This is a genomic window from Oceaniglobus sp. K40-3 (assembly GCF_055808395.1).
The window spans coordinates 2,624,358-2,648,989 of the sequence record NZ_CM147868.1 but is presented as its reverse complement, the minus strand read 5'-3'; the positions used below and the strand labels follow the sequence as shown (position 1 = coordinate 2,648,989).

At 62.4% G+C, this 24,632-nt stretch carries 23 protein-coding genes, 1 tRNA gene and 2 pseudogenes; 14 read left to right on the top strand and 12 right to left on the bottom strand.

Features of this window, described 5'->3' with window-relative positions; all coding sequences use genetic code 11:
• The first annotated feature begins 1 nt into the window (after position 1).
• From AC0L7P_RS13710 to AC0L7P_RS13680, 7 genes are all read left to right on the top strand, one after another.
• Positions 2–1,687, top strand: coding sequence for a DEAD/DEAH box helicase (locus AC0L7P_RS13710; protein ID WP_473433246.1), 1,686 nt, complete (start codon positions 2–4; stop codon positions 1,685–1,687).
• Positions 1,684–2,109, top strand: coding sequence for a DUF6511 domain-containing protein (locus AC0L7P_RS13705; RefSeq protein WP_473433245.1), 426 nt, complete (start codon positions 1,684–1,686; stop codon positions 2,107–2,109). The genes AC0L7P_RS13710 and AC0L7P_RS13705 overlap by 4 nt, the downstream gene beginning before the upstream one ends.
• Entirely contained in the window at positions 2,109–2,867 is a 759-nt protein-coding gene (locus AC0L7P_RS13700) for a hypothetical protein (protein ID WP_473433244.1), read from the top strand. Before AC0L7P_RS13705 ends, AC0L7P_RS13700 begins: the two co-directional genes overlap by 1 nt.
• Before the next feature lie 44 nt (positions 2,868–2,911).
• Positions 2,912–4,345 (top strand): AAA family ATPase, encoded by a 1,434-nt coding sequence (locus AC0L7P_RS13695; protein ID WP_473433243.1) that lies wholly within the window; start codon positions 2,912–2,914, stop codon positions 4,343–4,345.
• The gene (locus tag AC0L7P_RS13690; protein WP_473433242.1) at positions 4,281–5,240 is read left to right on the top strand and encodes an AAA family ATPase; all 960 of its coding nucleotides are present in this window, start codon (positions 4,281–4,283) and stop codon (positions 5,238–5,240) included. The genes AC0L7P_RS13695 and AC0L7P_RS13690 overlap by 65 nt, the downstream gene beginning before the upstream one ends.
• Positions 5,237–5,488 (top strand): hypothetical protein, encoded by a 252-nt coding sequence (locus AC0L7P_RS13685; RefSeq protein WP_473433241.1) that lies wholly within the window; start codon positions 5,237–5,239, stop codon positions 5,486–5,488. The genes AC0L7P_RS13690 and AC0L7P_RS13685 overlap by 4 nt, the downstream gene beginning before the upstream one ends.
• A 113-nt stretch (positions 5,489–5,601) precedes the next feature.
• Positions 5,602–5,835 (top strand): hypothetical protein, encoded by a 234-nt coding sequence (locus tag AC0L7P_RS13680; RefSeq protein WP_473433240.1) that lies wholly within the window; start codon positions 5,602–5,604, stop codon positions 5,833–5,835.
• Here the strand turns inward: AC0L7P_RS13680 and AC0L7P_RS13675 are convergent.
• Positions 5,830–6,983 (bottom strand): IS3 family transposase gene (locus AC0L7P_RS13675; protein WP_473432659.1). Its coding sequence is split into 2 segments (ribosomal slippage): positions 5,830–6,734 and positions 6,734–6,983, totalling 1,155 coding nucleotides; the frame shifts between segments, so codons are not numbered across the junction. The genes AC0L7P_RS13680 and AC0L7P_RS13675 overlap by 6 nt on opposite strands.
• Positions 6,984–7,241: 258 nt before the next feature.
• On the opposite strand from AC0L7P_RS13675, the pseudogene AC0L7P_RS13670 reads away from it, so the two are divergent.
• From AC0L7P_RS13670 to AC0L7P_RS13660, 3 genes and pseudogenes are all read left to right on the top strand, one after another.
• Positions 7,242–7,367, top strand: a pseudogene (locus tag AC0L7P_RS13670) (IS110 family transposase); the annotation flags it as partial.
• Between the two features lie 484 nt (positions 7,368–7,851).
• Complete coding sequence (locus AC0L7P_RS13665) at positions 7,852–8,106, top strand: ribbon-helix-helix domain-containing protein (protein WP_473433239.1); 255 nt, start codon at positions 7,852–7,854, stop codon at positions 8,104–8,106.
• A 4-nt stretch (positions 8,107–8,110) separates the two neighbouring features.
• Positions 8,111–8,428, top strand: a complete 318-nt coding sequence (locus AC0L7P_RS13660; RefSeq protein ID WP_473433238.1) for a type II toxin-antitoxin system RelE/ParE family toxin — start codon at positions 8,111–8,113, stop codon at positions 8,426–8,428.
• An 89-nt stretch (positions 8,429–8,517) separates the two neighbouring features.
• Here AC0L7P_RS13660 and AC0L7P_RS13655 read toward each other — a convergent pair whose 3' ends face one another.
• From AC0L7P_RS13655 to AC0L7P_RS13620, 8 genes and pseudogenes are all read right to left on the bottom strand, one after another.
• Entirely contained in the window at positions 8,518–8,667 is a 150-nt protein-coding gene (locus AC0L7P_RS13655; RefSeq protein WP_473433237.1) for a hypothetical protein, read from the bottom strand.
• Positions 8,668–8,810: 143 nt separating this feature from the next.
• The gene (locus tag AC0L7P_RS13650; protein ID WP_473433236.1) at positions 8,811–9,305 is read right to left on the bottom strand and encodes a phage portal protein; all 495 of its coding nucleotides are present in this window, start codon (positions 9,303–9,305) and stop codon (positions 8,811–8,813) included.
• 292 nt (positions 9,306–9,597) lie between these two features.
• Positions 9,598–9,672 (bottom strand) — tRNA-Gly (locus tag AC0L7P_RS13645).
• 189 nt (positions 9,673–9,861) lie between these two features.
• Complete coding sequence (gene xylA / locus AC0L7P_RS13640) at positions 9,862–11,160, bottom strand: xylose isomerase (protein ID WP_473433235.1); 1,299 nt, start codon at positions 11,158–11,160, stop codon at positions 9,862–9,864.
• Position 11,161: 1 nt separating this feature from the next.
• Complete coding sequence (xylB, locus tag AC0L7P_RS13635; protein WP_473433234.1) at positions 11,162–12,601, bottom strand: xylulokinase; 1,440 nt, start codon at positions 12,599–12,601, stop codon at positions 11,162–11,164.
• A pseudogene (locus AC0L7P_RS13630) lies at positions 12,598–13,325 on the bottom strand (ATP-binding cassette domain-containing protein). Before AC0L7P_RS13630 ends, xylB begins: the two are co-directional and overlap by 4 nt.
• Before the next feature lie 40 nt (positions 13,326–13,365).
• Complete coding sequence (locus tag AC0L7P_RS13625; protein ID WP_473433233.1) at positions 13,366–14,688, bottom strand: sugar ABC transporter permease; 1,323 nt, start codon at positions 14,686–14,688, stop codon at positions 13,366–13,368.
• Positions 14,689–14,838: 150 nt separating this feature from the next.
• Complete coding sequence (locus AC0L7P_RS13620; protein WP_473433232.1) at positions 14,839–15,864, bottom strand: substrate-binding domain-containing protein; 1,026 nt, start codon at positions 15,862–15,864, stop codon at positions 14,839–14,841.
• A gap of 193 nt (positions 15,865–16,057) precedes the next feature.
• Here AC0L7P_RS13620 and AC0L7P_RS13615 point away from each other — a divergent pair, with 193 nt between their 5' ends.
• Genes AC0L7P_RS13615 through AC0L7P_RS13600 form a run of 4 tightly spaced genes read left to right on the top strand, consistent with a single transcriptional unit; the run spans position 16,058 to position 18,883 of the window.
• Positions 16,058–17,350: an ROK family protein gene (locus AC0L7P_RS13615; protein WP_473433231.1), complete on the top strand. Its 1,293-nt coding sequence runs from the start codon at positions 16,058–16,060 to the stop codon at positions 17,348–17,350.
• Positions 17,347–17,619 (top strand): hypothetical protein, encoded by a 273-nt coding sequence (locus AC0L7P_RS13610; RefSeq protein WP_473433230.1) that lies wholly within the window; start codon positions 17,347–17,349, stop codon positions 17,617–17,619. The genes AC0L7P_RS13615 and AC0L7P_RS13610 overlap by 4 nt, the downstream gene beginning before the upstream one ends.
• A 5-nt stretch (positions 17,620–17,624) precedes the next feature.
• Positions 17,625–18,509, top strand: a complete 885-nt coding sequence (locus AC0L7P_RS13605; RefSeq protein ID WP_473433229.1) for an FG-GAP repeat domain-containing protein — start codon at positions 17,625–17,627, stop codon at positions 18,507–18,509.
• Positions 18,497–18,883: an ASPIC/UnbV domain-containing protein gene (locus AC0L7P_RS13600; RefSeq protein WP_473433228.1), complete on the top strand. Its 387-nt coding sequence runs from the start codon at positions 18,497–18,499 to the stop codon at positions 18,881–18,883. The genes AC0L7P_RS13605 and AC0L7P_RS13600 overlap by 13 nt, the downstream gene beginning before the upstream one ends.
• A gap of 2 nt (positions 18,884–18,885) precedes the next feature.
• Here the strand turns inward: AC0L7P_RS13600 and AC0L7P_RS13595 are convergent, their stop codons facing one another.
• From AC0L7P_RS13595 to AC0L7P_RS13585, 3 genes are all read right to left on the bottom strand, one after another.
• Positions 18,886–20,199: a cytochrome-c peroxidase gene (locus AC0L7P_RS13595; protein ID WP_473433227.1), complete on the bottom strand. Its 1,314-nt coding sequence runs from the start codon at positions 20,197–20,199 to the stop codon at positions 18,886–18,888.
• Positions 20,196–20,882, bottom strand: a complete 687-nt coding sequence (locus AC0L7P_RS13590) for a TolB family protein (RefSeq protein ID WP_473433226.1) — start codon at positions 20,880–20,882, stop codon at positions 20,196–20,198. The genes AC0L7P_RS13595 and AC0L7P_RS13590 overlap by 4 nt, the downstream gene beginning before the upstream one ends.
• A gap of 344 nt (positions 20,883–21,226) precedes the next feature.
• Entirely contained in the window at positions 21,227–24,556 is a 3,330-nt protein-coding gene (locus tag AC0L7P_RS13585) for a transglutaminase family protein (RefSeq protein ID WP_473433225.1), read from the bottom strand.
• Positions 24,557–24,632: the final 76 nt, after the last annotated feature.

The following is a 24,632-nucleotide window of genomic DNA, read 5'->3' as shown; positions in this document are numbered from 1 at the left end:
CATGCGTCTTCGTCCGCGCCAGAGCCTCTTCGTGGAGCGCAGCCTTGCTGCGCTCTGCGATCATGGCAACACGCTCAGCATCGCCTCGACCGGTTTCGGCAAGACCATCGCGCTATCCGCCGTCGTTGCGCGCTCCATCGAGGGCGGCGATGCCAAGGCCTGCATTCTCGCCCATCGCGATGAGCTCACATCGCAAAACCGCAGCAAGTTCGGCCGGGTGGCACCGGGAATCACGACCTCGGTCGTCGATTCTGGGAGCAAGGATTGGGCCGGTCAGGCGACCTTCGCCATGGTGCCGACGCTGACCCGTCCCGGCAATCTCAAGGGGATGCCCGCGCTTGATCTGCTGGTGATCGACGAGGCGCATCACGCAATCGCCGACAGCTATCGCCGGATCATCGACCACGCGCGCAGCGCCAACCCCGAGTGCCGGATCTTCGGCGTCACGGCCACGCCGAACCGGGGCGACCGCAAAGGTCTGCGCGAGATCTTCGACAACGTCGGTGACCAGGTCAGCCTGGGCGAGTTGATCGCCTCCGGCCATCTCGTGCCGCCCCGCACCTTCATCATCGACGTCGGCGTGCAGGATCAACTGCGCGAAGTGCGCAAGACCGGCTCGGATTTCGACATGAATGAGGTGGCGGGCATCATGAACCGCGCCCCGGTCACCGAAGAGGTGATCTGGCATTGGCGCGAGAAAGCCAGCGACCGGCCCACGGTCGTCTTCTGCTCCACCGTCGCTCATGCTGATAACGTCGCCGCGGCGTTCAATGACGCCGGTATCGCGGCAGCCGTCATCCATGGTGATCTGGACGGGGCAACCCGGCGCCGAATCCTCGCTGCCTATGCCTCGGGCGAAATCCGGGTGATCGTCAACGTCGCCGTGCTCACGGAGGGCTGGGACCATCCGCCGACCTCCTGCGTCGTGCTGCTTCGACCCAGTTCCTACAAATCCACAATGATCCAGATGGTCGGGCGCGGACTGCGCACCGTCGATCCGGAGGAATATCCGGGGCTGGTCAAGACCGACTGCGTCGTGCTGGATTTCGGGACGTCGAGCCTGATCCACGGCACGCTGGAGCAGGATGTCGATCTGGACGGCAAGACTGGCACCGGTGAAGCCCCTACAAAATCCTGCCCGGCCTGCGAAGCGGAGATACCGCTCGCCGCCACTGAATGCCCGCTGTGCGGTGAGGTATTGTTGCAGGATGAGGGCGAAACCGGCCTGGACGCAGCGCCGCTCTCGGGCTTTGTCATGTCCGAGATTGACCTGCTGAAACGCTCCAGTTTTGCATGGGTCGACCTCTTCGGTGACGATGCAGCCCTGATGGCCAACGGGTTCAACGCCTGGGGCGGCATCTTCTTTCTTGAGGGCCGCTGGCACGCTGTCGGCGGCGGCAAAGGTCACGCGTCGCGGCTGCTTGGCGTAGGTGAACGCACGGTCTGTCTCGCGCAGGCCGACGACTGGCTCAACACCCATGAGTCCGACGAGAGTGCCTTCAAGTCGAAGGGCTGGTTGAAACAGGCCGCGACCGAAAAGCAGCTGCGATATCTGCCGCCCGAATGCCGCCATGACTTCGGTCTGACCCGCTACCGGGCCTCGGCGCTGATGACCTTCAAATTCAACAAGCGCGAGATTCGGCAGCTGGTCGGCCGGGCTGCTCCATCCCTCGGGAGGGCCGCGTGAGCCATGTCGCGGAAATCGCATCCCCGCCCGAACCGGCTGCGGCTTGCCCGGAGCGTCTTCGGCTCTGGCATCCGCGCTTCAAGCCCTGCGCCGTTTGTCTGCGCCCCGCGCGCGGCTTCGGTTTCTTCAACCCCAACAAACCCCGCCCCCGCGAACACCGCTGGTTCTGCTCGATGCACTGCCAGGCGTTCTTCGCGGCACGCCACCGGAAAGGACTGACCATGCAGGGAACCACTGATGAAGAACGCCTCGCCATAGCGATGGTGATGAAGCGGCTCGGCACGACCATGGACGAGATTGGCTGGGACAAGCGGCTGCGGGATCTGGATGCGACAGAGGTCACCGCGCTGATCGAGGAGGTCCTGGAAGGCTACAACGCCGAGATGTCGCGCATCGCCGCCAAGGGCGAGGTGCCGTTCTGATGCTGGACTTCAACCCGCGTCCCTCCACGGCCGAGCGGATCAACGCACTGGTCGACGTCGCCCTCATCGCCGAACGCGAGGCTACGCCACCCCGGACCTATCTCGGCGCTTCCCGTTTGGGTCATGCCTGCGAACGTGCGCTTCAGTTCGAGTTCGCCGGTGCGCCCAAGGATGAGGGTGCCGACTTCGGCGGGCAGACGCTGCGGATCTTCGCGATCGGTCATCAACTCGAGGATCTGGCGATCCGCTGGCTGCGCGCGGCCGGGATCGATCTGGTGACCCAAAAACGCGATGGCGGTCAGTTCGGCTTTTCCGTCGCAGGCGGTCGCATCCGGGGCCATGTCGATGGGATCATCGCCGATGCTCCGGCAGCGCTAGGGCTGCACGTTCCCGCGCTCTGGGAATGCAAGACCATGAACGCGAAGAACTGGCGCGCCTGCGTCAAGGACGGGGTTGCCTTCTCCAAGCCCGTCTATGCCGCCCAGATCGCGATCTATCAGGCCTACATGGAACCCTCGATGCCGGGGATATCGGCCGCGCCAGCGCTGTTCACGGCGATCAACAAGGACACGGCAGAGCTGCATCACGAGCTCGTCCCCTTTGATGCCGACCTGGCGCAGCGCATGTCCGACCGCGCCGTTCGGATCCTGCAGGCAACCGACGCGGGTGAGCTGCTGCCGCGCATCGCCGCCAATCGCGATTTCTTCGAGTGTCGGTTCTGCGCCCATGCCGAGCGGTGTTGGGGGCTGGCTGCGTGACCGACGAGCCCACTGATCCATCAGATCCCGACCAGGACACTCCCATGCGCGACGACACAACGCCAGATATGCCCAAGGAAAACATCGTCCATTTCAACCCGTGGCGCGACTTCAACGACGCCGCGCCGCAGGTCGACGTGTTTGGCGACGAGCCCGATCCAGAGCAGATCGCCCGGTTCATGCAGGTCGTCTTCGGCTACTGCGACGGGCTGATCCCCGTCCGCAGTTTCATTGACAAGGGTCAGGGCATCGATGGCCGCCCGCATAACATCTGGCTGGAGGCGGATCAGGCCGCCCCCGAGAAGATGGCGACCTTTGCCACATGGGCCTCGCGTGAGGGCGCGGCGGTCTATGTGATCCCTGGCACCGTGGCCGCGCCCGGTCAGGCCAAGGCTGCAGAGATCCTGCAGATGCAGACCGTGGTCGTTGATCTCGACACCGGCGACATCGCGGCCAAGCGCGCCCATCTGGAGCGTCACCTTGGGTCGCCGACGATGGTGGTCGAAAGCGGTGGCGTGACGCCAGAGGGACAGCGGAAAGCCCATGTCTGGTGGGCGCTGACCGAGCCCGCCGAGGGCGACGACATAGCCCGTGTCTGCCGTCTGCGCGGCGATATTGCCGCCAAGATCGGCGGCGACATGCATTTCCGCTCTGCGCATCAGCCGATCCGGGTGGCGGGCAGCGTCTATTACAAGAACAGCCTGAAAACGCAGGTGCGGATCGTCGAGTTGAACGCCGAGCGCGAACGCGATCTGGCCGAATTCATTGAGGCGGTCACCGACATGCCGCCCGCGCCGGGCGTGTCGTTGGCGCCCGAGTTCACCCATCCGGACAAGCCCGCCGTCGACGATGTGCTGGTCACCCCGGTCCGCGAGAGCGCGCAGGACGACTGGTCCCGCTTCGAGGGGGCGTCAGCGGCGATCGGCCATTTCATCCGGATGGTCCACGAGGGCCGGATGTCGAAGGACGAGGGCTGGGAGGGCATTTGCGGTTACAACGCCGCCATGCTGCGGCCCCAGTGGCCGGTCGAGCGGTTGAAGCGCGAGTCCGAGCGACTTTGGGAGCGGCATGTCGAAAAATACGGACCGCCCCTGATCCGATTGGATTCCGGCCCACCGGGGCCACAGGAGATGCCAGCGTTCACGCTCGGCGCGCTTCTGGACGATCAGAGCCCGATGCCGGAGGACATCATTGCGCCGCGCGTGCTGACGCCGGGCGGGCTGCTGGTGCTGGGTGGCGCGCCGAAGGTTGGCAAGAGCGACCTGCTGATTTCATGGCTGGTTCACATGGCCGCTGGCGTGCCGTTCCTCGGTTTCACGCCACCAAGGCCGCTGCGGATCTTCTACCTGCAAGCCGAGATCCAGTATCACTATCTGCGCGAGCTGGCTGAAGCAGATCGCCCTGCCGCCCGAAGTGCTGGCCGCCGCGCGCTACACCTTCGTTGCCACGCCGAAACTGAAGATGCTGCTCGACAATGAGGGCAGCGTGCGGGTCGCTCGCGCCGTGCAAACAACGTTCCCCGATACGCCGCCCGACATCATCTGCATCGACCCGATCCGGAACCTGTTTGACGGCGGGCCCGATGGCGGCGGCGAAAACGATAACACCGCCATGATGTTCTTCCTGAAGGAACGGGTGGAGGTTCTGCGTGACCATATCGACCCCGACTGCGGCGTGATCCTGATCCACCACACCAAGAAGCTGAGCAAGCAACAGGTAAAGGACGATCCCTTCCTTGCTCTCTCCGGCGCCAGCGCGCTGCGCGGGTTCTACACCTCCGGCCTGATCCTGCACCGGCCCGACGAGGATTGCTCGCAACGAAAGCTGGAGATCGAGCTGCGCAACGGTCCCGCACTGCCACCCAAGGTGATCGACAAGGTCGGCGGCCAATGGGTCGAGATCAACCCGATGAACGAGCGTCTGGTGCGCCAGGACGTCGGCGCGAAGCACGACGCAGAACGTGACCGCAAGGGGGAGGTGATCTGCGGTCTGCTGTACGAAGAAGCGCTTCAGGGTCGGATGTACACGATGACCCATTTCGCGGAGACCTTCGAGAACACCGGGGGTCTTGGCGGGCAATCGATCATCCGCGAACGGCTGAACGTGCTGACCACGAAAGGGTACGTGAAGTTCGTCCGCGGGGCCGCTGCGACAGCGCTGGATCTGGCGGCCGAGCGGAGCAAATACGGCTATCTCTGCGTCGAAACCATGCGTCTGGCCACCAGCCGGGAGCGGGTAGATCCCGAGACCGGAGAGGTCACACCAGAGCTGATCGACGTCCTGCCCAGTCACTACAAATGCCCGCAGACCGGTGCCGTTCTACCCGTCGAAAATCCGTCCGTCTGGGTCTATCGCGACGTGGAGGACGCATGATGAAACACGCCGTTTTGCCTTCCGAAATCTGCGGTTCAAAGTCCGAAATCTGGCCAGATTTTGCAAAATCTGAAATCCTGGCGAAATCTGAAATCTGGCTTTTTCCATATGATTTCAGAAGCTTGGAAGGTCCTTTCCAGATTTCGGAAGGGTGTTTCCGAAATCTGCTCCGCAATCTGGATTTGCTAAACAAAATCAGTGACCTGCGCCAGATTTCAGATTTCAGAAAAGTCCCCCTAAAGGGGTAGGTGTCCTCCCCGCTAAAGGCGGGGAGAGCCACCACCTACCCCTGGGCAATTTCTCGAGTCGTAGTCTGACCCGTTCCACCCCTCGAGCAGCCAATCACAAAAGGAGAAAGCCCATGGCGGACCAGACCATGACCAACCCCAATCAGAACGCCGTCCAGAACGTGCCACCTGCGTTTACCCGCCAGCGCACATTGCTCGCGCTCGATCTCGGCACAACCACGGGCTGGGCGCTGCATGGCACCGACGGGCTGATCACCAGCGGGACAGCATCGTTCCGCAATGGCCGGTTCGATGGTGGTGGGATGCGATACCTGCTGACCTGCCCCCCGGTCGTCCCTCATTCATAACGAGAGTCCTTGGGTTTGATAGTCGTCGATTTCGGGTGTGGCAAGCGCGCCGGGCGCGGTGCCATCATGTAGGTCAAGCGCCCGGCGCGCTTCTGCTGGGGTCTTGTTGCCGAGCGATGAGTGTGGCCTGACGTTGTTGTAATCGTAGCGCCAGAGGGCCAGCGTTCGGCGGGCATCTGCCAAGGTGTCGAAGATCTCTTCGTTCAGGCATTCATCGCGGAGGCTGCCGTTGAATGACTCGATGTAGCCGTTCTGCTGCGGCTTGCCGGGATCGATGTAATGCCACTCGACCTTGTTGTCGTTTGCCCATTTCAGGATCGCTTTGCTGGTAAACTCGGTGCCATTGTCCGAGACAATGCAGGCGGGCCTCCCATAGATCCGGACCAGCGCATCCAACTCCCGTGCGACCCTGGCCCCGGAGATGCTCGTGTCCGGGACCAGGCATAGGTTTTCGCGGCAGCAATCGTCGTTCACAGCCAGGATGCGGAATTTGCGACAGGCTCCGAAGGTGTCGGACAGGAAGTCCAAGGACCAGCGCTGGTTCGGGCGCAATGGCACTGGCATCGGTGTGCGGCTGCCTCGCGCCCGTTTCCGGCCTCTACGGCGGCGCACTGACAGACCCTCTTCCCGGTAAATTCGGTAAAGTTTCTTTTCGTTCATAATCATGCCCACGCGCTCCAGCAGGACGCCAATGCGCCGGTAACCGAACCGGCGCCGTTTCTCAGCAATCTTGTTCATTTCCAGGCGGACCTCCGGATTATCGGGCGATCTTTCGCGCCGCACGGTCTTGGGATCGACACCGATCAGGACGCAGACCCGGCGTTGAGAGATCGGATGATCCCGCATCGCCCGCAGCGCTGCGTCCCGCCGTTGCATCGGCGTCGTCAGGGCTTTCCCAGGAGATCCTTCAGCACAACATTGTCCAGCATGACATCTGCCACTAGGCGTTTCAGCTTCGCGTTCTCATCCTCGAGCTGCTTCAGCCGCTTAGCATCGGACAAATCCATCCCGCCATACTTGGCCTTCAGCTTGTAGAACGTCGCAGGGCTCAGGCCATGCTTCCGGCACAGATCAGCGGTTGGCAAACCAGCCTCCTGCTCTTTGATCATCCCGATTATCTGCGCATCGGTAAAACGGCTTTTCCTCATCTCGTCTGCTCCTTCAGGTTGGGCAGACTCTACATCAGATTGAGGGAACTTCCGGGGGGCAGGTCACTTTCCATCAATAACACCTGCTCTTCCCTCCGCACTTGAAGCGCCGATGTTAACGAAACAGGTGGGTCAATTTTACTCGCTCATAACCCACCTAAGTGGGTCAATTTCGCATGCCGATTCACAGTCAGGCGGCAACCGCCATGATGCATCGCGGGCGAGCCGACATGGCTGAGAACCTGGGTGGCGAAACCTGCGCGCCGTCGTGGTGCCAAGCGCGCGATGGTTGCGCCGGCCCGGCGCATCGCCGTGATTCTGCACCGCATGTGGAAGGATGACACCGACTTTCGCTTCGATACTCCGGTGCTTCATGCCGGCTGAAGATACAGGTTCCAAACTGCCGCCCGCCTGATCGCGGGCCTTCGAGGTCCCCACGGGACGCGGTTCCGGTGATGCCGTGCTCAGGACTGTTGCCGACCAAAATCGAGCACGCCAATGAGATGGGCACATCGGAATTGTCTTGCATCAGCATCATGTTGGCGGCCAACGCGCTGACCACGGACCGAAGCATGCGCCCGGGTCGATTTCACGAGAAGGCTACCGAACAGGAGGGCGGATCAATTGTTCAAAGGACTAGACCGCAGAGTGGCGGAGCTTTCCGCATGCGAAAAACCGCTTGACCGGGACGACCCCGTTACCGAAGTCTGGAGCCTACGTTGTTCTTGCACTTGCGGGCCGCCACATTGTCGAGGAGGCAGACGATTGAGAGGCGAACGATGATCGGCCGGAATATGCCGCAGCTCACTCTTGTTTTGTGTGCGTTTTTGGTTATATTGAATACACGCGAGATGCGAGGTACTGCGCCATGTCCCGAACGACCACGATGACCGTCCGTCTTGGTGGGGCCCTGAGTGACTTCGTGTCGGCCAATGTGGGCGATGACGGATCCTATGAAAACGTCAGCGAGTACATCCGTGACCTGATCCGGCGTGACAAGAAGAGGGCGGAGCAGGAGGCCTTCAACCGCCTGAAGGCAGAGCTGACCCACGCGTTCGCAGCGACCGAGGAGACGTATCAACCGCTGACGGCAGCCGAGGTGATTGCGCGAAACAGGGCCTGATCCGATGCCCGCCATTCGAATCCAGGAAGGGGCGTCCCACCGCCTCGATGACATCTACCGCTACACCCGTGACAGGTGGGGAGATGATCAAGCCGAGACATACATCACCGGCCTGTTCGCCGCCTTCGACAAGATCGCTGACCACGGCGTTGTGTCGAAACCGATCCCAGCCGAGTTCGGCGTCGAAGGGTTTTTCTTTCGATACGAGCGCCATTTCGTCTACTGGCGACATCTCTGGAATGGCGGCATCGGGATCGTGATCATCCTGCACGAGCGCATGCATCAGATCGACCGATTTCGGGATGACTTCGGGCTCGCATGATCGGATGCCTTTTCAAGGCGCATCCGATTTGCGCAGGGTGGTATCGTCGATGTTCGCAGGTCTATCGGTGAAGGGGCGTCGCTGCACGATCAGTGCGAATTGCTGACGCCCCTTGCTCTCTTGGCCAGAAGCGCGTTCACGCGGGCGATCACATCGTCAGACGGCTTGGCCTCGGCTTTCGCCACCTCGGACTCAAGCCGAAGAAAGATCGGCATCACGGCGGGATTGGTTCGCGTCATGCGCGCCGTCCTTTTCAGCGCCGCCCGCGGTCTGGTGAGATCGAAGTCCTTCATGCTCAGTTTGCCGAATCGACATGCTGTCAGGGGGGCGTCGGGGATTGAGGTTTGGCGATTGGTCAGGGTTTCGCCGGTGAGGTATCGTGTCAGCCGTCCACGTCCAGCCGCCCGGCAATGACCTCGCCGATCAACCAGCGCCGCCAGATCGGGCGCAAGAGCTGGGGGGCGGGGATGCCATATCGGGCTTGCTCCACCCGGGCGTGGGACGGCAGCAGGCCCGCCCTCAGCGACGAATAGTTGGCCCGGGTCAGATCGCCGGACAGCAGGTGCTCGGGCAGCCCAAGGGCAGCCGCCTGCGCCATGAGGTTCATCCGCACGAACGCCGGGGCGTCCTTGGCGGTATCGGGGGCCGAGAATTTCACATCAACACCAGCGGGCAGCACCTTGAGGGTGCCGGGTTCGAGTCCGCCTTCCATGATTCCGCCGGTCTGGTCGCCGTCAAAGGGCAGGCCGCCCGTCGCGTTCATGTCGGTGAGGAACCCGGCGAACATGGCCGAGGTCTTCGCGGCCAGCCGATCTTTGCTATAGAGCTTCTTCGGGATGTCGTGTTCAGGACCGTCGCTGGCATCCGTGCGGATCAATCAGGTCGCGAAAAATGCCTTGATTGAAACGGACCCGATACCGAAGTCTGGAGCATAGGGCGGACTGGCCAAAAGCACGTCCATATATAACACACTGAAGTCAATATATAAAAAGCATATCCCTAGCCGTGTGTAAGGTTCCGCAATCAATAACCGCCAGCCCGAAATAGAAAGTTTCGGCCAAAGCCGGGCCGGGTAGCAATCTGTTGCCCGGTTGCTACCTTGCACCGAAAAAACAAAAAGGCCGCCCGAAGGCGGCCTCTGTGTAACTAGCTGGGTTTGCTAGTTTATTTGGAGCGGGCGAGGCGATTCGAACGCCCGACCCTAACCTTGGCAAGGTTATGCTCTACCCCTGAGCTACGCCCGCTTCCTTGTGCGTCGAGATACTTAGTCTGGGGCGGGGCTGCAAGGGGAAAATTCAGCAAGAGGCAAAATTTTGGCAGGTTTTCTGTTTGCCAGCGAGAGCGCCCTTTGATGCGTGCCGTCTGGGGGGCAAAAGGCACACAACGGCGGGGTTTATCCCGCAAGATCAAAAGGTCCGACGCCCTTGGCGTTATCAGATATAGCGCGAAACCAGGTTTTCCAGAATCTCCTGCCGGCCTGAACGGGGTTCGGGGCGGATGTCGGCGGCGACCACCTGATCGTGGATTTCGTCAAGTGGGCGGTTGAGCAGGGCCTTGCCCGCGTCCCCGGCCCAGCCGCCATAGCGCGCCGCGCGGGCGTCTTCCAGCACTCCGTCGCCAAGCATGGCCGCCGCCGCCTTGAGACCGCGCGCACAAACATCCATGCCGCCCACATGGGCCGCGACCAGATCAACCGGGTCGAGCGATTGGCGCCGCAATTTGGCGTCAAAGTTGGTGCCGCCGGTCTTGAACCCGCCCGCGCGCAGCACTTCGTAATAGGCCAGCGTCGCCTCGCGCGGGTTGTCGGGAAATTGGTCGGTGTCCCAGCCCGATTGATAATCGTTGCGGTTCATGTCGATCGAACCGAAAATGCCCATGGACGCCGCCAGCGCCAGTTCGTGTTCAAACGAATGCCCGGCCAGAATGGCGTGGCCCTGTTCGATATTCACCTGCACCTCTTTTTCCAGACCGAACCGTTTCAGAAACCCATAAACCGTGGCGACATCATAGTCGTATTGATGCTTTGACGGCTCTTGCGGTTTCGGTTCGATCAGGATCGCGCCCTTGAACCCGATCTTGTGCTTGTATTCCACCACACGGTTCAGGAACGCGCCCGCCTGTTCGGCCTCTTGTCCCAGATTGGTGTTCAGCAGGGTTTCATAGCCTTCGCGCCCGCCCCAGAGCACATAGTTTTCACCGCCCAGTTTCATTGTGGCGTCCATACAGGTTTTCACCGTCGCGGCCGACCACGCGTAAACATCCGGGTCGGGGTTGGTGGCGGCGCCCGACATGAACCGGCGGTGAGTGAACAGGTTGGCGGTGCCCCAGAGACATTTCATCCCCGAACTGTCCATCTTTTCACCGATGTAATCGGTGATTTCGGCCAGATTTCGGGCATTTTCGGCAAAACTGTCGCCTTCGGGGCGGATGTCGGCGTCGTGCCAGCAGAAGTAGGGCAAGCCCAAGATCGCGAACAGATCAAAGGCGTTGTCTGCCTTCAGTTTGGCCGCTGCCATGTCACTGCCGAACCATGGCCGGTCAAACGTGCGCCCACCGAACGGATCGCCGCCTTCCCAGGCAAAGGAATGCCACCAGGCGCAGGCAAAGCGCAGGTGATCTTCCATCCGCTTGCCCATGACCATTTCGTCAGGGTTATAGTTGCGGAAACCCAGATCGGAACTGGTGTCGGAACCGGTGAATTTAACCGGGTCGATTCCGTCGAAATAGCGCATCTCAGTGATCCTTCAAAAGAGTATAGGCCGCGCGATAGCGTTGATGCTGATCGGCGAAGGCGGCCACGAGGGCCGGGTCAGGCGCGACAGTGCGCGCAATCGGGGGCAGGGTGGCGATTTCAGCGCCTGTGCCGGTGGCGGCCATCATGCCCAGACGGGCCGCCCCAAGGGCGGCGCCAAAATCGCCCGCCTCGGGCAACTCCAGCGTGATGTTCAACGCGGTGGCGATGGTACGCAGCCAATAATCAGATTTTGTCCCACCTCCCATGGCGAGCGCGTTTTCGATGGTCGTGCCGGTGGCCGCCAGCGCATCGCGGCAATCGGCAAAGGCAAATGCGACGCCTTCCAGCACCGCGCGCGCCGCTTCCTTGGCGTCGGTGGCGTGGTCGAGGTGCAGGAATTGCCCGCGCATTGCGGCATCGTTGTGGGGGGTGCGTTCGCCCCCCAGATAGGGCAGGAACAGGGTGCGGCCCGGGGCGCGCAAATCACCCAGATCGCGGGTCAGTTCGCCCGCCGATTGCCCGGTCAGGCGCGACAGCCATTGCAGGGCATCGGTGGCGGCCAGAATCACCCCCATCTGGTGCCATGTGCCGGGAACGGCATGGCAAAAGGTATGTACGCCGTTGGCTGGGTCGGGGCGGTATCCGTCATTGGCGGCAAACAACACGCCCGAGGTGCCAAGGGACAGGAACGCCGTGCCATCCCGCACCACGCCCGCGCCAATGGCGGCGGCGGCATTATCGCCCGCGCCCCCGGCCACCACCATTTGTGGCAGGCCAAGATCAGCGGCGAGGGACGCGCGCAATTTGCCCGAGGCTTGCGATCCTTCGACCAGCACCGGCATGTGATCACGGCTGAGATGGCAAGCGGCCAACAGATCATCCGACCAATCCCGCGCGCCGGTGTCCAGCCAGGCGGTGCCGGCGGCGTCAGACATTTCCGACACATGTTCGCCGGTCAGGTACATCCGCAGGTAATCCTTGGGCAGCAGCACCTTGGCGATCTTGTCGAATGTCTCGGGTTCGTTTTCGCGCACCCAATCGACCTTGGGTGCGGTGAAGCCGGGAAATACGATATTGCCGGTGATGGCGCGAAACCGTGGATCGGCGTCCATGGCTGCGGCCTGTTTCGCACTGCGGGTGTCGTTCCACAACATGCAGGGGCGCAGGGGCGCGTCTGCTTCGTCAATCAGGGTGGCACCGTGCATATGCCCGGCCAGCCCCATACCGGTGACGCCCGAACAATCCGCCTTGGCGGCAAGCGCGCGCAGGGCATCGCTGGCCGCGCTTTCCCATGAACCGGGGTCTTGCTCGGACCATCCGTCATGGGGGCGCTGCACCGTCAGGGGCACCGTATGTTCGGCCAGCACTGATTGATCCTCGTCGATCAGAATTGCCTTGAGCGAGGATGTGCCAAGATCGAGGCCGATAAACTGGCTCATGCTGCGCGCTCCGGCTTTTTACCGAGAATGATCATTCCGAGGATTTCATCGTCGGTCACATCGGCCACGTTCTCGGTGCCGACCAATTGGCCGTTTTTCATCACCGAAACCCGATCACACAATTCCATGACATCGTGAATGTCGTGGGAAATCAGGAAAATGCCCAGGCCTTGCCGTTTCAATTCCTGCACCAACTCGCTGACCATCTTGGTTTCCTGCGGCCCCAGGGCGGCGGTGGGTTCGTCCATGATCAGGATCTTGGCATTGAAATACACCGCCCGGGCAATGGCCACCGATTGGCGTTGCCCCCCGACAGGGCAGATACCGGATCAGCGAATTTCTGAAAGTTCGGGTTCAGCCGGTGCATGATCTTGCGGGCCTCTGCCTCCATCTGGGCGTCGTCCAGAAACCCCGTGGCACTGACCAATTCGCGCCCCAGAAACAGGTTGGAGGCGGCATCAAGGTTATCGGCCAGCGCCAGTGTCTGATAGATGGTTTCAATGTTGTGGGTGCGGGCATCGCGGGGGTTGTTGATTTCCACCTTTTTGCCGTTCACATAAATCTCGCCCGAATCCGCCTGATAAGCGCCGGACAGACATTTGATCAGGGTGGATTTTCCCGCGCCGTTGTGGCCCAGAAGGCCGACAACCTCGCCCGGGTACAGATCGACGCTCACATGATCGACGGCCTTGATGCCGCCAAAGGCGATCGAGATGTCGCGCATCTCGACAAGGGGGTTCCTGTGGTGTTGCTCATCTCGGGCCTCACTTGGATTTGCGGCGATAAAGAATGTCGAGCCATACGGCCAGCACAAGGACAGACCCGACGACGACCTGTTGAATGGCAGCGTCAAAGCCGATCAGGACCATGCCGGTTTGCAAGCTCTGCATGACCAGCGCGCCAAGGATCGCACCGTATATGGTGCCCACCCCACCGGCCAGCGACGTGCCGCCAATGACGGCTGCGGCGATGACGTAAAGTTCGTCGAGGGTGCCAAGGGCGTTGGTGGCGCTGTTCAGACGGGCCGAGGCGACAACGGCAGAAAGCCCCGCCAGAAACCCCATGAGCGCGAAAATCTTGACCGTCATCAGGCGCGTGTTGATGCCCGCCAGTTCCGCCGCTTCGGGGTTGCCACCGATGGCGAACACATAGCGCCCGAACCGGGTGCGATTCAGCAGGATCGTCATCAGAATGCCCACGGCAATCAGGATCAGCACCGGAATGGCAAAGCCGTGGCTGATGAACAGCCCGCCGTCGGGCATCTCAAGGCCGTTACTTTCGGTATATTGCCGCACGATCCCCTTGGGCCAGGGATAGGCGTTGACCAACAGCACGGCCCCAATGGCCACGCCACACCCAAGGGCGGCCAGAAACGTATCGGCCCAGACCGGGCGCAGGGTGAACTTGAACTTGCGCCGCTGGCGCCGTCCGTTCAGCACCATGATAATCGTCGCGGCACAGGCCAGCCCGCCGACAATCCAACTGCCCGTGGCGCCAACCGCGCCATATGGCCCGCCGCCCAGCAGGGCGAATGTGCTGTCCACGGGCGAAATCGTTTCGCCCCGCGCCACCAGAAACGCCGCCCCGCGCCAGACCAGAAGGCCACCCAACGTAACGATAAAGGCGGGTATTTTCAGATAGGCAATCAGCGCGCCCTGAATGGCCCCCACAATCGCCCCGGTCAGCATCCCGGCCACGGCGGCAATGATCCAGATCAGCGGATGTCCGAGGCCAAGAATGGGGGGCAGGATATAAACCTGCAACATCCCCATGACCACGGCGCAAAAGCCCAGAACCGACCCGACGGACAGATCAATATGCCGGGTGACGATCACCAGAACCATGCCCGTGGCCATGATCCCGATGCTGGAGGTCTGCACCGACAGGTTCCACAGGTTGCGCGGGGTCAGAAAGGCGCCAAAGTTGTTCACAAGGGCGCCATAAAGGTGAAAACCGATCCAGATCAGCGCCAGCGCGCCAACCATGCCGATCAGGCGGGTGTCAAGCTCGGTCGCCTTGAGAAAGCGGGTGAACAGCCCGTCGGACGCCTCCGGTTTCGTGGCGGTTGGGGTCGAAGTATCTGTCATGAATGGTTCCAGCGCTGCAAGGGGCTGCGGGGCAACGGCGTGCGGGTGTCGCGCAATCCCGGCTGCGCGGGGCGCGGGGCCGGGGGCCGTCGGTGGTGGTGTGGTAAAGGGTCCGGCGCGAAGGTGCCCCCGCGCCGGAAAGATCATGCCTTAGTTACAGGCGGGAACGTCGTCCATCGCGCCTTCACAGGCCTGTTCCTTGCTGATGTGCCCGGCGTCGATGGCCAGGTTCAGCGTGTCTTTGGTGATCGGTGTCGGGGTCAGGAAAATCGCGTTCATTTCAACGCCATTCTCGCCGCCCGACCACTTTTCAGCGCCGTCGATATCACCCAGCGCCGTGCCACCGGCCAGCGCAACCGCGATTTCAGCGGCAGCACCGCCCAGATCGCGGCTGTTTTTCCAGACCGAAACGGTCTGGGTGCCACGGGCCACGCGGTTCAGTGCGGCAAGGTCGCCATCCTGACCCCCAACGGGAATGTTCAGGCCCTGTGCCGAAAGGGCCGCGATCACACCGCCGGCCATGCCGTCATTTTCGGCCAGAACCGCGTCGATCTCGTTGTTGTTGGCGGTGAGGATCTGCTCCATGTTCTTTTGGGCATTCTCGGGCTTCCAGCCGTCCGAGAACGCTTCGCCGGCGATCTTGATCTTGCCGGCCTCAACATCGGCGCCGATCACTTCCATCATGCCTTCCAGCAGGAACTGGGCGTTGGGATCGCCCGGGTCGCCCTTGATGATGGCATAATTGCCGTCACCGGCAACGCCGCTTACGGTTTGCGCGATGATGCTGCCGACGCCCTTGTTGTCAAAGGTCAGGTAAAAGGCGCGGGGATCTTCGATCAGACGGTCATAGCCGACCACGGGAATTTCCTCGGCGGCGGCCTGATCAATGGCGGGGCCGATGGCGTCTTTGTCCATGGCCAGAATGATCAGCGCATCGGCGCCCTGCGCGATCAGCGCCTCAACGTCGGTCAACTGCTTTGCGGCAGAGGCCTGCGCGTCGGACGAGATGTATTTCGCGCCCAGTTCGTCCAGCTTGGCCTTGATCGCGGCTTCGTCGGTTTTCCAGCGCTCTTCCTGAAAGTTGGACCAGCTGACGCCAACGGTCAGATCCTGCGCAAAGGCCATGGATGTGAGGGATGTGGACAGCGCGGCGGCTGCCAGAAGTGTAAGACGCATAATTTTCCTCCCAAGTGCTGCCACCGCTCTCCGGCGGCAGTCAGTTGCGTAATGCAGGATTAACATGGCTCTATTTAATTCAGGTGTCAAAATAAATAGTTTGCGAAATGCAGATTTCTGCGTAACCTGCTGGGGTCAGAGCCGATTTAATGCCCGAAAAACGGGCGTAACCGGTCTGAGGGGGTAAGTTTTTATGGCTGATGAACGAATTGCGGGACAGCCCGCCGTTTTACCGCCGCCTGATCCGGGCGCCCCGGTGGGCTGTGGGCCGCTGTGTCAAACGGGTGATTCGCCGGTGCCGCTGCGTCTGTCCCTGTTTGAATCGGTGCGCGCCCATGGCGCGATTCCCCGGGTCGAACTGGCGCGCCACCTTGGCGTAAGTCCGGCATCGGTAACCGCCGCGACGACCGATCTGATTGCCGCTGGGTACCTGCATGAAATCGCCGCCCCCCGCGACGGTGACACGGCCCGGGGCCGCCCGCCGGTGGCGCTGGCCGTGCGTCCGGGGTCTGGCCATGTGGTGGGGGTGAAATTTTCAACCGTCGGCAATACGGCGGTGATCCTTGATTTCGCGGGCACCCCCCTGGCCGAGATCACCCAGCGCGACGATGCGCTTTCCCTTTCCCCCGAAGATATTCAGAAACAAACCGCGCTGCTGCTGGATCTGGCGCTGGATAAGGCGGGCCTGACGCGCGGCGATATTCGCGCCGTTGGCGTGGGCCTGCCCGGTTATATAGACAGCGATCTTGGCTGTGTTTTGTGGTCGCCGCTGATGACCGGGGCGAATGTGCCGCTGTGCGCGATGATCCGCGATCATCTGGGCATTCCCGTAGTGATTGAAAATGACACCAACCTGCTGACCCTCGCGGAACTGTGGTTCGGGGACGGGCGGGAAGTGTTGAATTTTGCCGTAATCACCATCGAACATGGGGTCGGTATGGGGCTGGTGGTGAACAACCGCCTGTATCGCGGTGCGCGGGGCCTTGGCACCGAGTTGGGCCATACCAAGGTGCAGCTTGACGGCGCGCTGTGCCGCTGCGGGCAACGGGGCTGTCTTGAGGCATATGTCGCCGATTATGCCCTGGTGCGCGAGGCGTCGACGGCGCTCAACTGGCACCCCGAGGCGGCCTCGACGGGGCAGGTGTTGGAAAAGCTTTATGATCACGCCAAGGGCGGCAATCGCGCTGCACGCTCGATTTTCCACCGGGCCGGGCGTTATCTGGCCGTCGGGATCGGCAACGTGGTCAATCTGTTTGATCCCGAATTGATTTTGCTGTCGGGGGAACGGATGCGATATGATTATCTTTATGCCGATGAGGTGATGGCCGAGCTTGCCAATGTCTGGATTCAGGTCGACCGCCCGGCGCCCCGGGTCGAGATTCACGCCTGGGGCGATATGATCTGGGCGCGGGGGGCGGCGGCGCTGGCGCTGTCCCATGTCACCACCGAAATGCTGGGGGCCGGCACGCCGGTGGCGGCACAATGATCCGCTGGTTGATCCTGGCCCTCGCGGCGACCCCGGCCATGGCCGAGGTTCAATTCATCGACCGGTCCGCCGATTTGCCGGTGCAGCATGTCTATTCCGGCGGGTGGGAACATTTCGTCGGCGGCGGTGTGGCGATCATGGATTGCAACGGCGATGATCTGCCTGATCTGTTTGTCGCCGGCGGCACAGACCCCGCCCGCCTGTTCGTCAACGCCACCACCGCGCCGGGGGCTGCGGTTCGGTTTACACTTGGGGACGGGGGGATCTGACGGGGGTGACCGGGGCCTATCCGCTGGATGTGGATGGCGACGGCACGCTTGATCTGGCGGTGCTGCGGGTGGGCGGCAATGTGATGTTGCAGGGGCAGGGCGATTGCACCTTTCGCGATGCCACCACCGATTGGGGCGTGGCACCGGGCGACGCATGGACCACCGCGTTTTCCGCCACATGGGAGGAGGGCAACACCCCGCCGACCCTTGCTTTTGGCAATTACGTCGACCGCGCCGATCCCAAAGGCCCGTTTGGCACCTGCGATGATAACGTGCTGATCCGCCCCGAGGGTGCGCGATACGGCGCGCCGATCCCCCTGTCGCCGGGGTATTGCGCCCTGTCGATGCTGATTTCCGACTGGGAAGGCACCGGGCGGCGCGATCTGCGGATTTCCAACGACCGGCATTATTATGTGCGCGACGGGGCAGAACAGATGATCCGCCTCGATACGCTGACCCCGCTGGGCAAGGATGACGGCTGGCCACGCCTGATGCTTTGGGGCATGGGGATTGCCAGCCGCGATATTACCGGCGACGGGCTGCCTGATGTGATGCTCACCTCTATGGGCGATCAATTGTTGCAGTTCGCGCGCCCCGGCGGGCGTTATGAAAACGTGCCTTACAGTTTCGGCACCTATGTGCAGCGCCCGTTCACCGGCGACGATGGCCGCCCTTCCACCGGGTGGCACGCTGAATTTGGCGATGTGAACAATGATGGGTGGGATGATCTGTTTGTTGCCAAGGGCAATGTTGATCAGATGCCGGGCAATGCCAGCAAAGACCCCAACAATCTGTTGATCCGCACGCCGGATGGGCCATTCGTCGATCATGGCGCGGCGGCAGGGGTGGCCAGCACGGCGCGCAGCCGGGGGCGGGCTTGGCCGATCTGAACCTTGACGGGTTGCTGGATCTGGTGGTCGTGAACCGCCGCGCGCCTCTTGAGGTGTATGAAAATGCAACGCCGGATACCGGTCATTGGCTGGCGCTGGATGTGCGGGGCGAGGGGGCGAACACCCGCGCCGTCGGCGCGTGGATTGAACTGCGCCTGCCGGATGGGCGGATGAAATACCGCGAAATCACCGTGGGCGGTGGCCATGCCAGCGGGCAAAGCGGGCCGCACCATTTTGGGCTGGGCGCGGCCACAGGGGCCGAGGTGCGCCTGCGCCGGGATGGCACGGCGACGGATTGGGTGACGCTTGGGGCTGACGCGCTGCGCCGCATGACCCTGCGCGCCGATGGTGACCTGGTGGTGACCCCGCGCTGAGCCTAGCGATCCACGGGCAAACCACTTGGCACGGCGTCAGGGATGCCCAGCCGCCCGGTGGTCGCCGCCGGATCGCTGAGGGTGTGCAGGAAGGCGACAAGCGCCGCGATGTCAGTGTCGCCGAGGGAGACGGGGGGCGTGGTGACCGCGCCCATGATTTCGGCAATCATCGCGGTGTCGTTCAGCGGATCCATATCGTGGCCCTTGCCGATGCCTGCGGGTAATTGGACATTTGCAACATAATGGGGCCGCACCGCCACAGGATCGGCGTGAAACTTGATGAATTCTGACAATTCCGCGAATGCGCCCGTGTGGCCATAGGGGGCCGTCAGGGCGATATTGCGCAAGGGGGGCGTGCGAAACCGAAAGGCATCTTCGGGCAGGCCGGTGACTTCCATCCGGCCTTCATCGCGCTGATGGTTTTCAAATCGCGCGGCCTTTCCGGGGCCGAATTGCGGGGTGCCCATGGCGTGGAACCCCTGATCGCTCAGGAACGGGCCGCTGTGACAGGATGAACAGCCCGCAGCGCCGTAAAACAGATTCGCGCCTTTGGCGGCCGCGCCCTGCAATGTCAGTTCGCCACGCAACACCGCATCGAAGGGTGATGTGTCGCTGCGCCATTCAAAGGCCATAAAGGCGGCAAGGGCGTTGGAAATATCCGTAAACCCGATGGGCCGACCAGCGGCGATTTCGGGGTAAACGGCAGCAAACTGTTCGGCATAGGCGGGAATGGCGGCCACGCGTTTGCTCAGGATATCCCAGGCGCCGCCGTCGCCGGTGATCATGCCCAGCCGCACCGCCCGGGCCACATCGTTTTCCGAATAATGCCCGGCCATTTCATCCTGACTGACCACCGGGAACATGGTTTGCGCCGCCAAAACACCCGAGAACCCCATGACCATCTCGTCCTCCATGGGGGTGCGCAGGCCGGAGGGGCGGGTTTTGTCCTGCTCGACACGGCCATCATCGAACATGATGGTGAAATCCCGCGCGCCCAGATTGAACAGGGGCGTTGCGTTACGCGGCACCCGTTCCTCGGGCGGGTTCGCCGGATCGGGGTGGCGGTCGGGGCCAAGGCCGATGCCCCCCTCGCCAACCCCCAGCGCCAGCCCGTCACCGGTGCCGAACCGGGGATGATGGCAGGTGCCGCAGGCGATGTTGCGGTTGCCCGACAGGACCGGATCCCAGAACAGGAGTTGCCCCAGTTCCGCCTCGGCCCGGTTTACCGGCACGAACATGTCATCGGTCACGGGGGGCGGCAGATCGCCCGCCTGCGCCGCACCTGCCACCATCAACACCCAGAGCCAAGATTTCATGTCACACTCCCATACCGCACAAAGGCAAAGCGGGTGCCGCAGGGCGCCCAGCAGGGCACGTTGATCGTGCCTTGTCCGCCGATCATATCCAGCAAAACCCGCGGTGCGCCACCCGTCGCGGGCATCAGATGCAGTTGAACATTGCGATCACGGGGGTGATATTGGGTGCCCGGCTCATAGGACAGGTACAGCACATGATTACCCCGGGGCGAGGGATGGGGAAACCAGTTCACCCGCGCGCCCTGGGTCATCTGGCACAGATCACTGCCATCGGGGCGCATCCGCCACAGATGCATCCGCCCCGCGCGTTCACCATTGAACCAGATCCAGCGTCCATCGGGGGTGTAATCTGGGCCATCGGCATGATCAAACCCATGGGTCAGCCGGGTTTCGGCGCCGCCATGGGCGGGGCAGGTGTGAATGTCATAGCGCCCCCCACGTCGCCCGACATAGACGAGGGTTTCGCCATCGGGCGACCAGCCATGCCAATAGGACGGCACCTTGGGCGTGATCCGGGTTGCCACGCCGCCGGACAGGGGCACCGTATAAATGCAGGCCTCGCCGGTTGCGGTCTTGTCGCTGAACCCCAGCGTGGCACCATCGGGCGAAAATCCGTGGTCGTTGTTCAGCCGGTGCAAATCGCCGGTTTCAACCGGGGTCAGCGTGGGGGCGTCCAGCGGCACGCGAAACAACCCACCATCGCCGTTGACGATCAGAAAGGTGCCACAGGGCGACCAGTTTGGCGCTTCGATCAGGCGATCCGTGGCAAGCAGGCTGCGCGCCTGACCGCTGACAAGATCAAAGATGGCAAGGTCGCTGTGCAGGGGGGACGGGGGTTCACCACCCCCGGGGCGCCACCTGATGAACGGGGGCCTCCGGGGGCAGCGCCGATGGCGGGTTTCCCTGAGCCACTTGGGCCACGGGAAAGTTCGCGTCTCCTCCCACGAACGCCATCAGATTCGGCAATTTCTCTGAAATCACATGCCTGTGTTCTGATGAAAAGTCCATAGTTATGTTCACAAACTGGTCATGTATTGGGCGCCCGGCGTAAATCGAGGGTCATCGGATATTCGGGATGGGGGGATTCAGCGACGGGATGCCAGGAGCCACCGCTGTGCCCGAAGGGTTGGAAGCGGGAAAGGCGGCGCGCCTCGGCCTCGTTTCCGTTGACCGGGAAGGTATCATAGCTGCGCCCGCCCGGGTGGGCCACGTGATAGGTGCAGCCGCCAAGGGATTTGCCCGTCCATGTATCGTAGATGTCAAACACCAGCGGCGCATCCACCGGCAAAACCGGGTGCAGCGCCAGCGGCGGTTGCCACGCCTTGAACCGCACGCCGCCCACGGACACGCCCGATGCGGCGGTGCGGGTCATTGGCACCCGGCGTTTGTTGCAGGTCACGATATAACGGTCAGGATCGGCGCAGGTCAGTTTTGCCTGCATCCGTTCGACCGAACTGTCGGTGTAACGCACCGTGCCGCCGATCGCGCCGGTTTCGCCCAGAACATGCCAAGGCTCCAACGCCTGACGGATTTCCAGATGCACGCCCTCGTATTCCACCTCTCCGCAGAAGGGAAAGCGGAACTCGGATTGCGCGGTGAACCATTCGGGCGACAGATCGAACCCGTGATCCCTGAGGTCGCGCAGGATTTCAAGGAAATCTTCCCAGACGAAATGCGGCAGCATGAAGCGATCTTGCAAGGTGGTGCCCCAGCGGGTGAGATTGCCCTTGATCGGGTTGTGCCACATGCGCGCGATGATGGCGCGCAGCAGGAGTTGCTGGGCAAGGCTCATGCGCGGATCGGGCGGCATCTCGAAGCCGCGGAATTCCACCAGCCCAAGGCGCCCGGTGGGGCCATCGGGCGAGTACAGCTTGTCGATGCAGATTTCGGCGCGGTGGGTGTTGCCGGTGACATCGACCAGAAGGTTGCGGAACAGCCGGTCCACCAGCCAGGGCGCGGGCGCGGGGCCTTCGCCGGGCAAAGGCACCTGGTTCAGCGCGATTTCCAACTCGTAAAGGGAATCGTGGCGCGCCTCGTCGATGCGCGGGGCCTGTGATGTCGGCCCGATGAACATGCCCGAAAACAGATAGGACAGGGCCGGATGGCGCTGCCAATACCGGATCAGTGAGGCGAGCAGATCAGGGCGGCGCAAGAACGGGCTGTCCGCCGGATTGGCCCCGCCGACGACCACGTGATTGCCGCCACCGGTGCCGATGTGGCGCCCGTCGATCATGAATTTATCGGCGGCCATGCGGGTGTTGCGGGCCTCGGCGTAAACGGCCTCGGTGATGGCGCGCACCTCATTCCAGTTGGCGGCTGGATGCACGTTCACCTCGACCACGCCGGGGTCGGGGGCGACGCGGATCACGTTCAGGCGCGGATCGGACGGCGGCCCATAGCCTTCGATATGCACAGGGAGGCCCTGCGCATGGGCGGCGGTTTCGGCGGCGGCGACCAGTTCGAGGTAATCTTCCAGTTTTTCAACCGGCGGCATGAACACGCAGAGCCGCCCGTCGCGCGGTTCGACTGACAGGGCGGTGCGCACGGCGCCGCCAAGTTCTCCCAATTCCTGTTCCACGCGATCCTGGGTTGCCTCGGCGGCGGTAAAGCTGCTGCGCGCCTGTGTGCGCTCGGCGGCCTCGTTGTCTGTCTTACCATCGAAATCAGGCAGGGCCGGGCGGGCATCGAACGGGTCTTGCGGAATCACGTGGGGATAGGCGGAATCAGGTACATGGGGCAGGGTGCCAAGGGGCAGGCGGTACCCAACCGGGCTGTCACCGGGAACAAGATAGAGGTGATCGCGGCGCAGTGACCATTTTTCGCTGCGCCAGCCTGCGGTGGCCCGGGTCTGCCATTTTTGCACCGGCAGGACAAACCCCGAGGGTTCGGTCAGGCCCCGGCCGAACACGCGCGCGATGCGCTGGCGTTCTTCGGGGTCTTTCAGGTGGGAATTTTCCGGGGTCACATTTTCCGGCAGGTTGCCTTCCTTGATGATCCACTCGGCGGGATCCTCGAACGCGGGGGTGACATTTTCGGCGGGCACGCCAAGGGTTTCGGCCATGCTGGACAGGAGCGCGCGCGCCTCATCGGGCGTTGCCGTTCCGGCGCCTTCCTCTTTGGCGATCAGGGCGGGGTTTTTCCACACCGGTTTGCCGTCCTGGCGCCAGTAGAGCGAAAACGTCCAGCGGGGCAGGGTTTCGCCGGGATACCATTTGCCCTGGCCATAGTGCAGAAACCCGCCCGGCGCGAAGCGATCGCGCAACCGGCGGATCAACTGATCGGCAAAGCTGCGTTTGGTGGGGCCGGTGGCATCGGTGTTCCACTCGTCCGCCTCGAAATCGTCGATGGACACGAAGGTGGGTTCGCCCCCCATGGTCAGGCGCACATCGCCCTCGGCCAGGGATGTGTCGACCTTGGCGCCAAGGGCGTTCAGATCATTCCAGGCGTCGTCCGAAAAGGGTTTGGTGATGCGCGGATGTTCGGCCACGCGTTTCACGTTCATGTCAAAGGCGAAATCGACCTCGGCAAAGCTGGCCACGCCGGAAATCGGTGCGGCGTTGCGGTAATGGGGGGTGGCGGCCAGTGGGATATGGGATTCACCGGCCAAAAGCCCGCTTGTCGGGTCAAGGCCAACCCAGCCGGCACCGGGCAGATACACCTCGGCCCAGGCGTGCAGATCGGTGAAATCCTTGTCGGTGCCGGCGGGACCGTCCAGCGCCACCAGATCGGGTTTCAACTGTACCAGATAACCCGACACGAACCGCGCGGCGAGGCCGAGGTGGCGCAGGGCCTGCACCAGCAACCATGAGGTGTCGCGGCACGATCCCTTGCCACTGGTGAAGGTTTCCTCGGGGGTCTGCACCCCCGGCTCCATGCGGATGACATAGCCGATTTCGCGCGAAAGCCGGGTGTTCAATGCGACGATGAAATCGTTGATCGGGGTCTTTTCACGGGGCACTGTGGCAAGGAATTCGGCCAGTCTCGGGCCTGCCGGTTCCGGGGTCATATAGATTGACAGATCGGGGCGGATGTCTTGGGCGTATTCAAACGGCCAATGTTCTGCGGTATCCTCGACGAAGAAATCGAAGGGGTTATAGACCGACATATCCGCCGTCACGTCGACCTCGATCTTCAGTTCGCGCACCGGTTCGGGAAAGACATAGCGCGCCAGCCAGTTGCCGTAGGGGTCTTGTTGATGGTTCACGAAATGCGGCTGCGGCGACACCTTGAGCGAATGGGAAATCACCCGCGTTCGGCTGTGCGGTGCGGGACGCAGGCGGATGATTTGCGGCCCCAGAGTGACCGGGCGGTCATATTTATAATGGGTCAGGTGATAGATGCTGGCATAGATCGACATGATAATCCCATGGGTTAGGCACGTGTTGCCCCAAGCGTTTCACAGATTGCCGCTCTGTGCCAGTGCAACGCCGGAA

Bases quoted from the DNA above. Each gene is read 5' to 3' on its own strand.
- AC0L7P_RS13710 (WP_473433246.1), top strand. From the start codon at position 2: ATGCGTCTTCGTCCGCGCCAGAGCCTCTTCGTGGAGCGCAGCCTTGCT.
- AC0L7P_RS13700 (WP_473433244.1), top strand. From the start codon at position 2,109: ATGCTGGACTTCAACCCGCGTCCCTCCACGGCCGAGCGGATCAACGCA.
- AC0L7P_RS13695 (WP_473433243.1), top strand. From the start codon at position 2,912: ATGCGCGACGACACAACGCCAGATATGCCCAAGGAAAACATCGTCCAT.
- AC0L7P_RS13685 (WP_473433241.1), top strand. From the start codon at position 5,237: ATGATGAAACACGCCGTTTTGCCTTCCGAAATCTGCGGTTCAAAGTCC.
- AC0L7P_RS13680 (WP_473433240.1), top strand. From the start codon at position 5,602: ATGGCGGACCAGACCATGACCAACCCCAATCAGAACGCCGTCCAGAAC.
- AC0L7P_RS13665 (WP_473433239.1), top strand. From the start codon at position 7,852: ATGTCCCGAACGACCACGATGACCGTCCGTCTTGGTGGGGCCCTGAGT.
- AC0L7P_RS13660 (WP_473433238.1), top strand. From the start codon at position 8,111: ATGCCCGCCATTCGAATCCAGGAAGGGGCGTCCCACCGCCTCGATGAC.
- AC0L7P_RS13655 (WP_473433237.1), bottom strand. From the start codon at position 8,667: ATGACGCGAACCAATCCCGCCGTGATGCCGATCTTTCTTCGGCTTGAG.
- xylA (WP_473433235.1), bottom strand. From the start codon at position 11,160: ATGCGCTATTTCGACGGAATCGACCCGGTTAAATTCACCGGTTCCGAC.
- xylB (WP_473433234.1), bottom strand. From the start codon at position 12,601: ATGAGCCAGTTTATCGGCCTCGATCTTGGCACATCCTCGCTCAAGGCA.
- AC0L7P_RS13625 (WP_473433233.1), bottom strand. From the start codon at position 14,688: ATGACAGATACTTCGACCCCAACCGCCACGAAACCGGAGGCGTCCGAC.
- AC0L7P_RS13620 (WP_473433232.1), bottom strand. From the start codon at position 15,864: ATGCGTCTTACACTTCTGGCAGCCGCCGCGCTGTCCACATCCCTCACA.
- AC0L7P_RS13615 (WP_473433231.1), top strand. From the start codon at position 16,058: ATGGCTGATGAACGAATTGCGGGACAGCCCGCCGTTTTACCGCCGCCT.
- AC0L7P_RS13610 (WP_473433230.1), top strand. From the start codon at position 17,347: ATGATCCGCTGGTTGATCCTGGCCCTCGCGGCGACCCCGGCCATGGCC.
- AC0L7P_RS13595 (WP_473433227.1), bottom strand. From the start codon at position 20,199: ATGAAATCTTGGCTCTGGGTGTTGATGGTGGCAGGTGCGGCGCAGGCG.
- AC0L7P_RS13585 (WP_473433225.1), bottom strand. From the start codon at position 24,556: ATGTCGATCTATGCCAGCATCTATCACCTGACCCATTATAAATATGAC.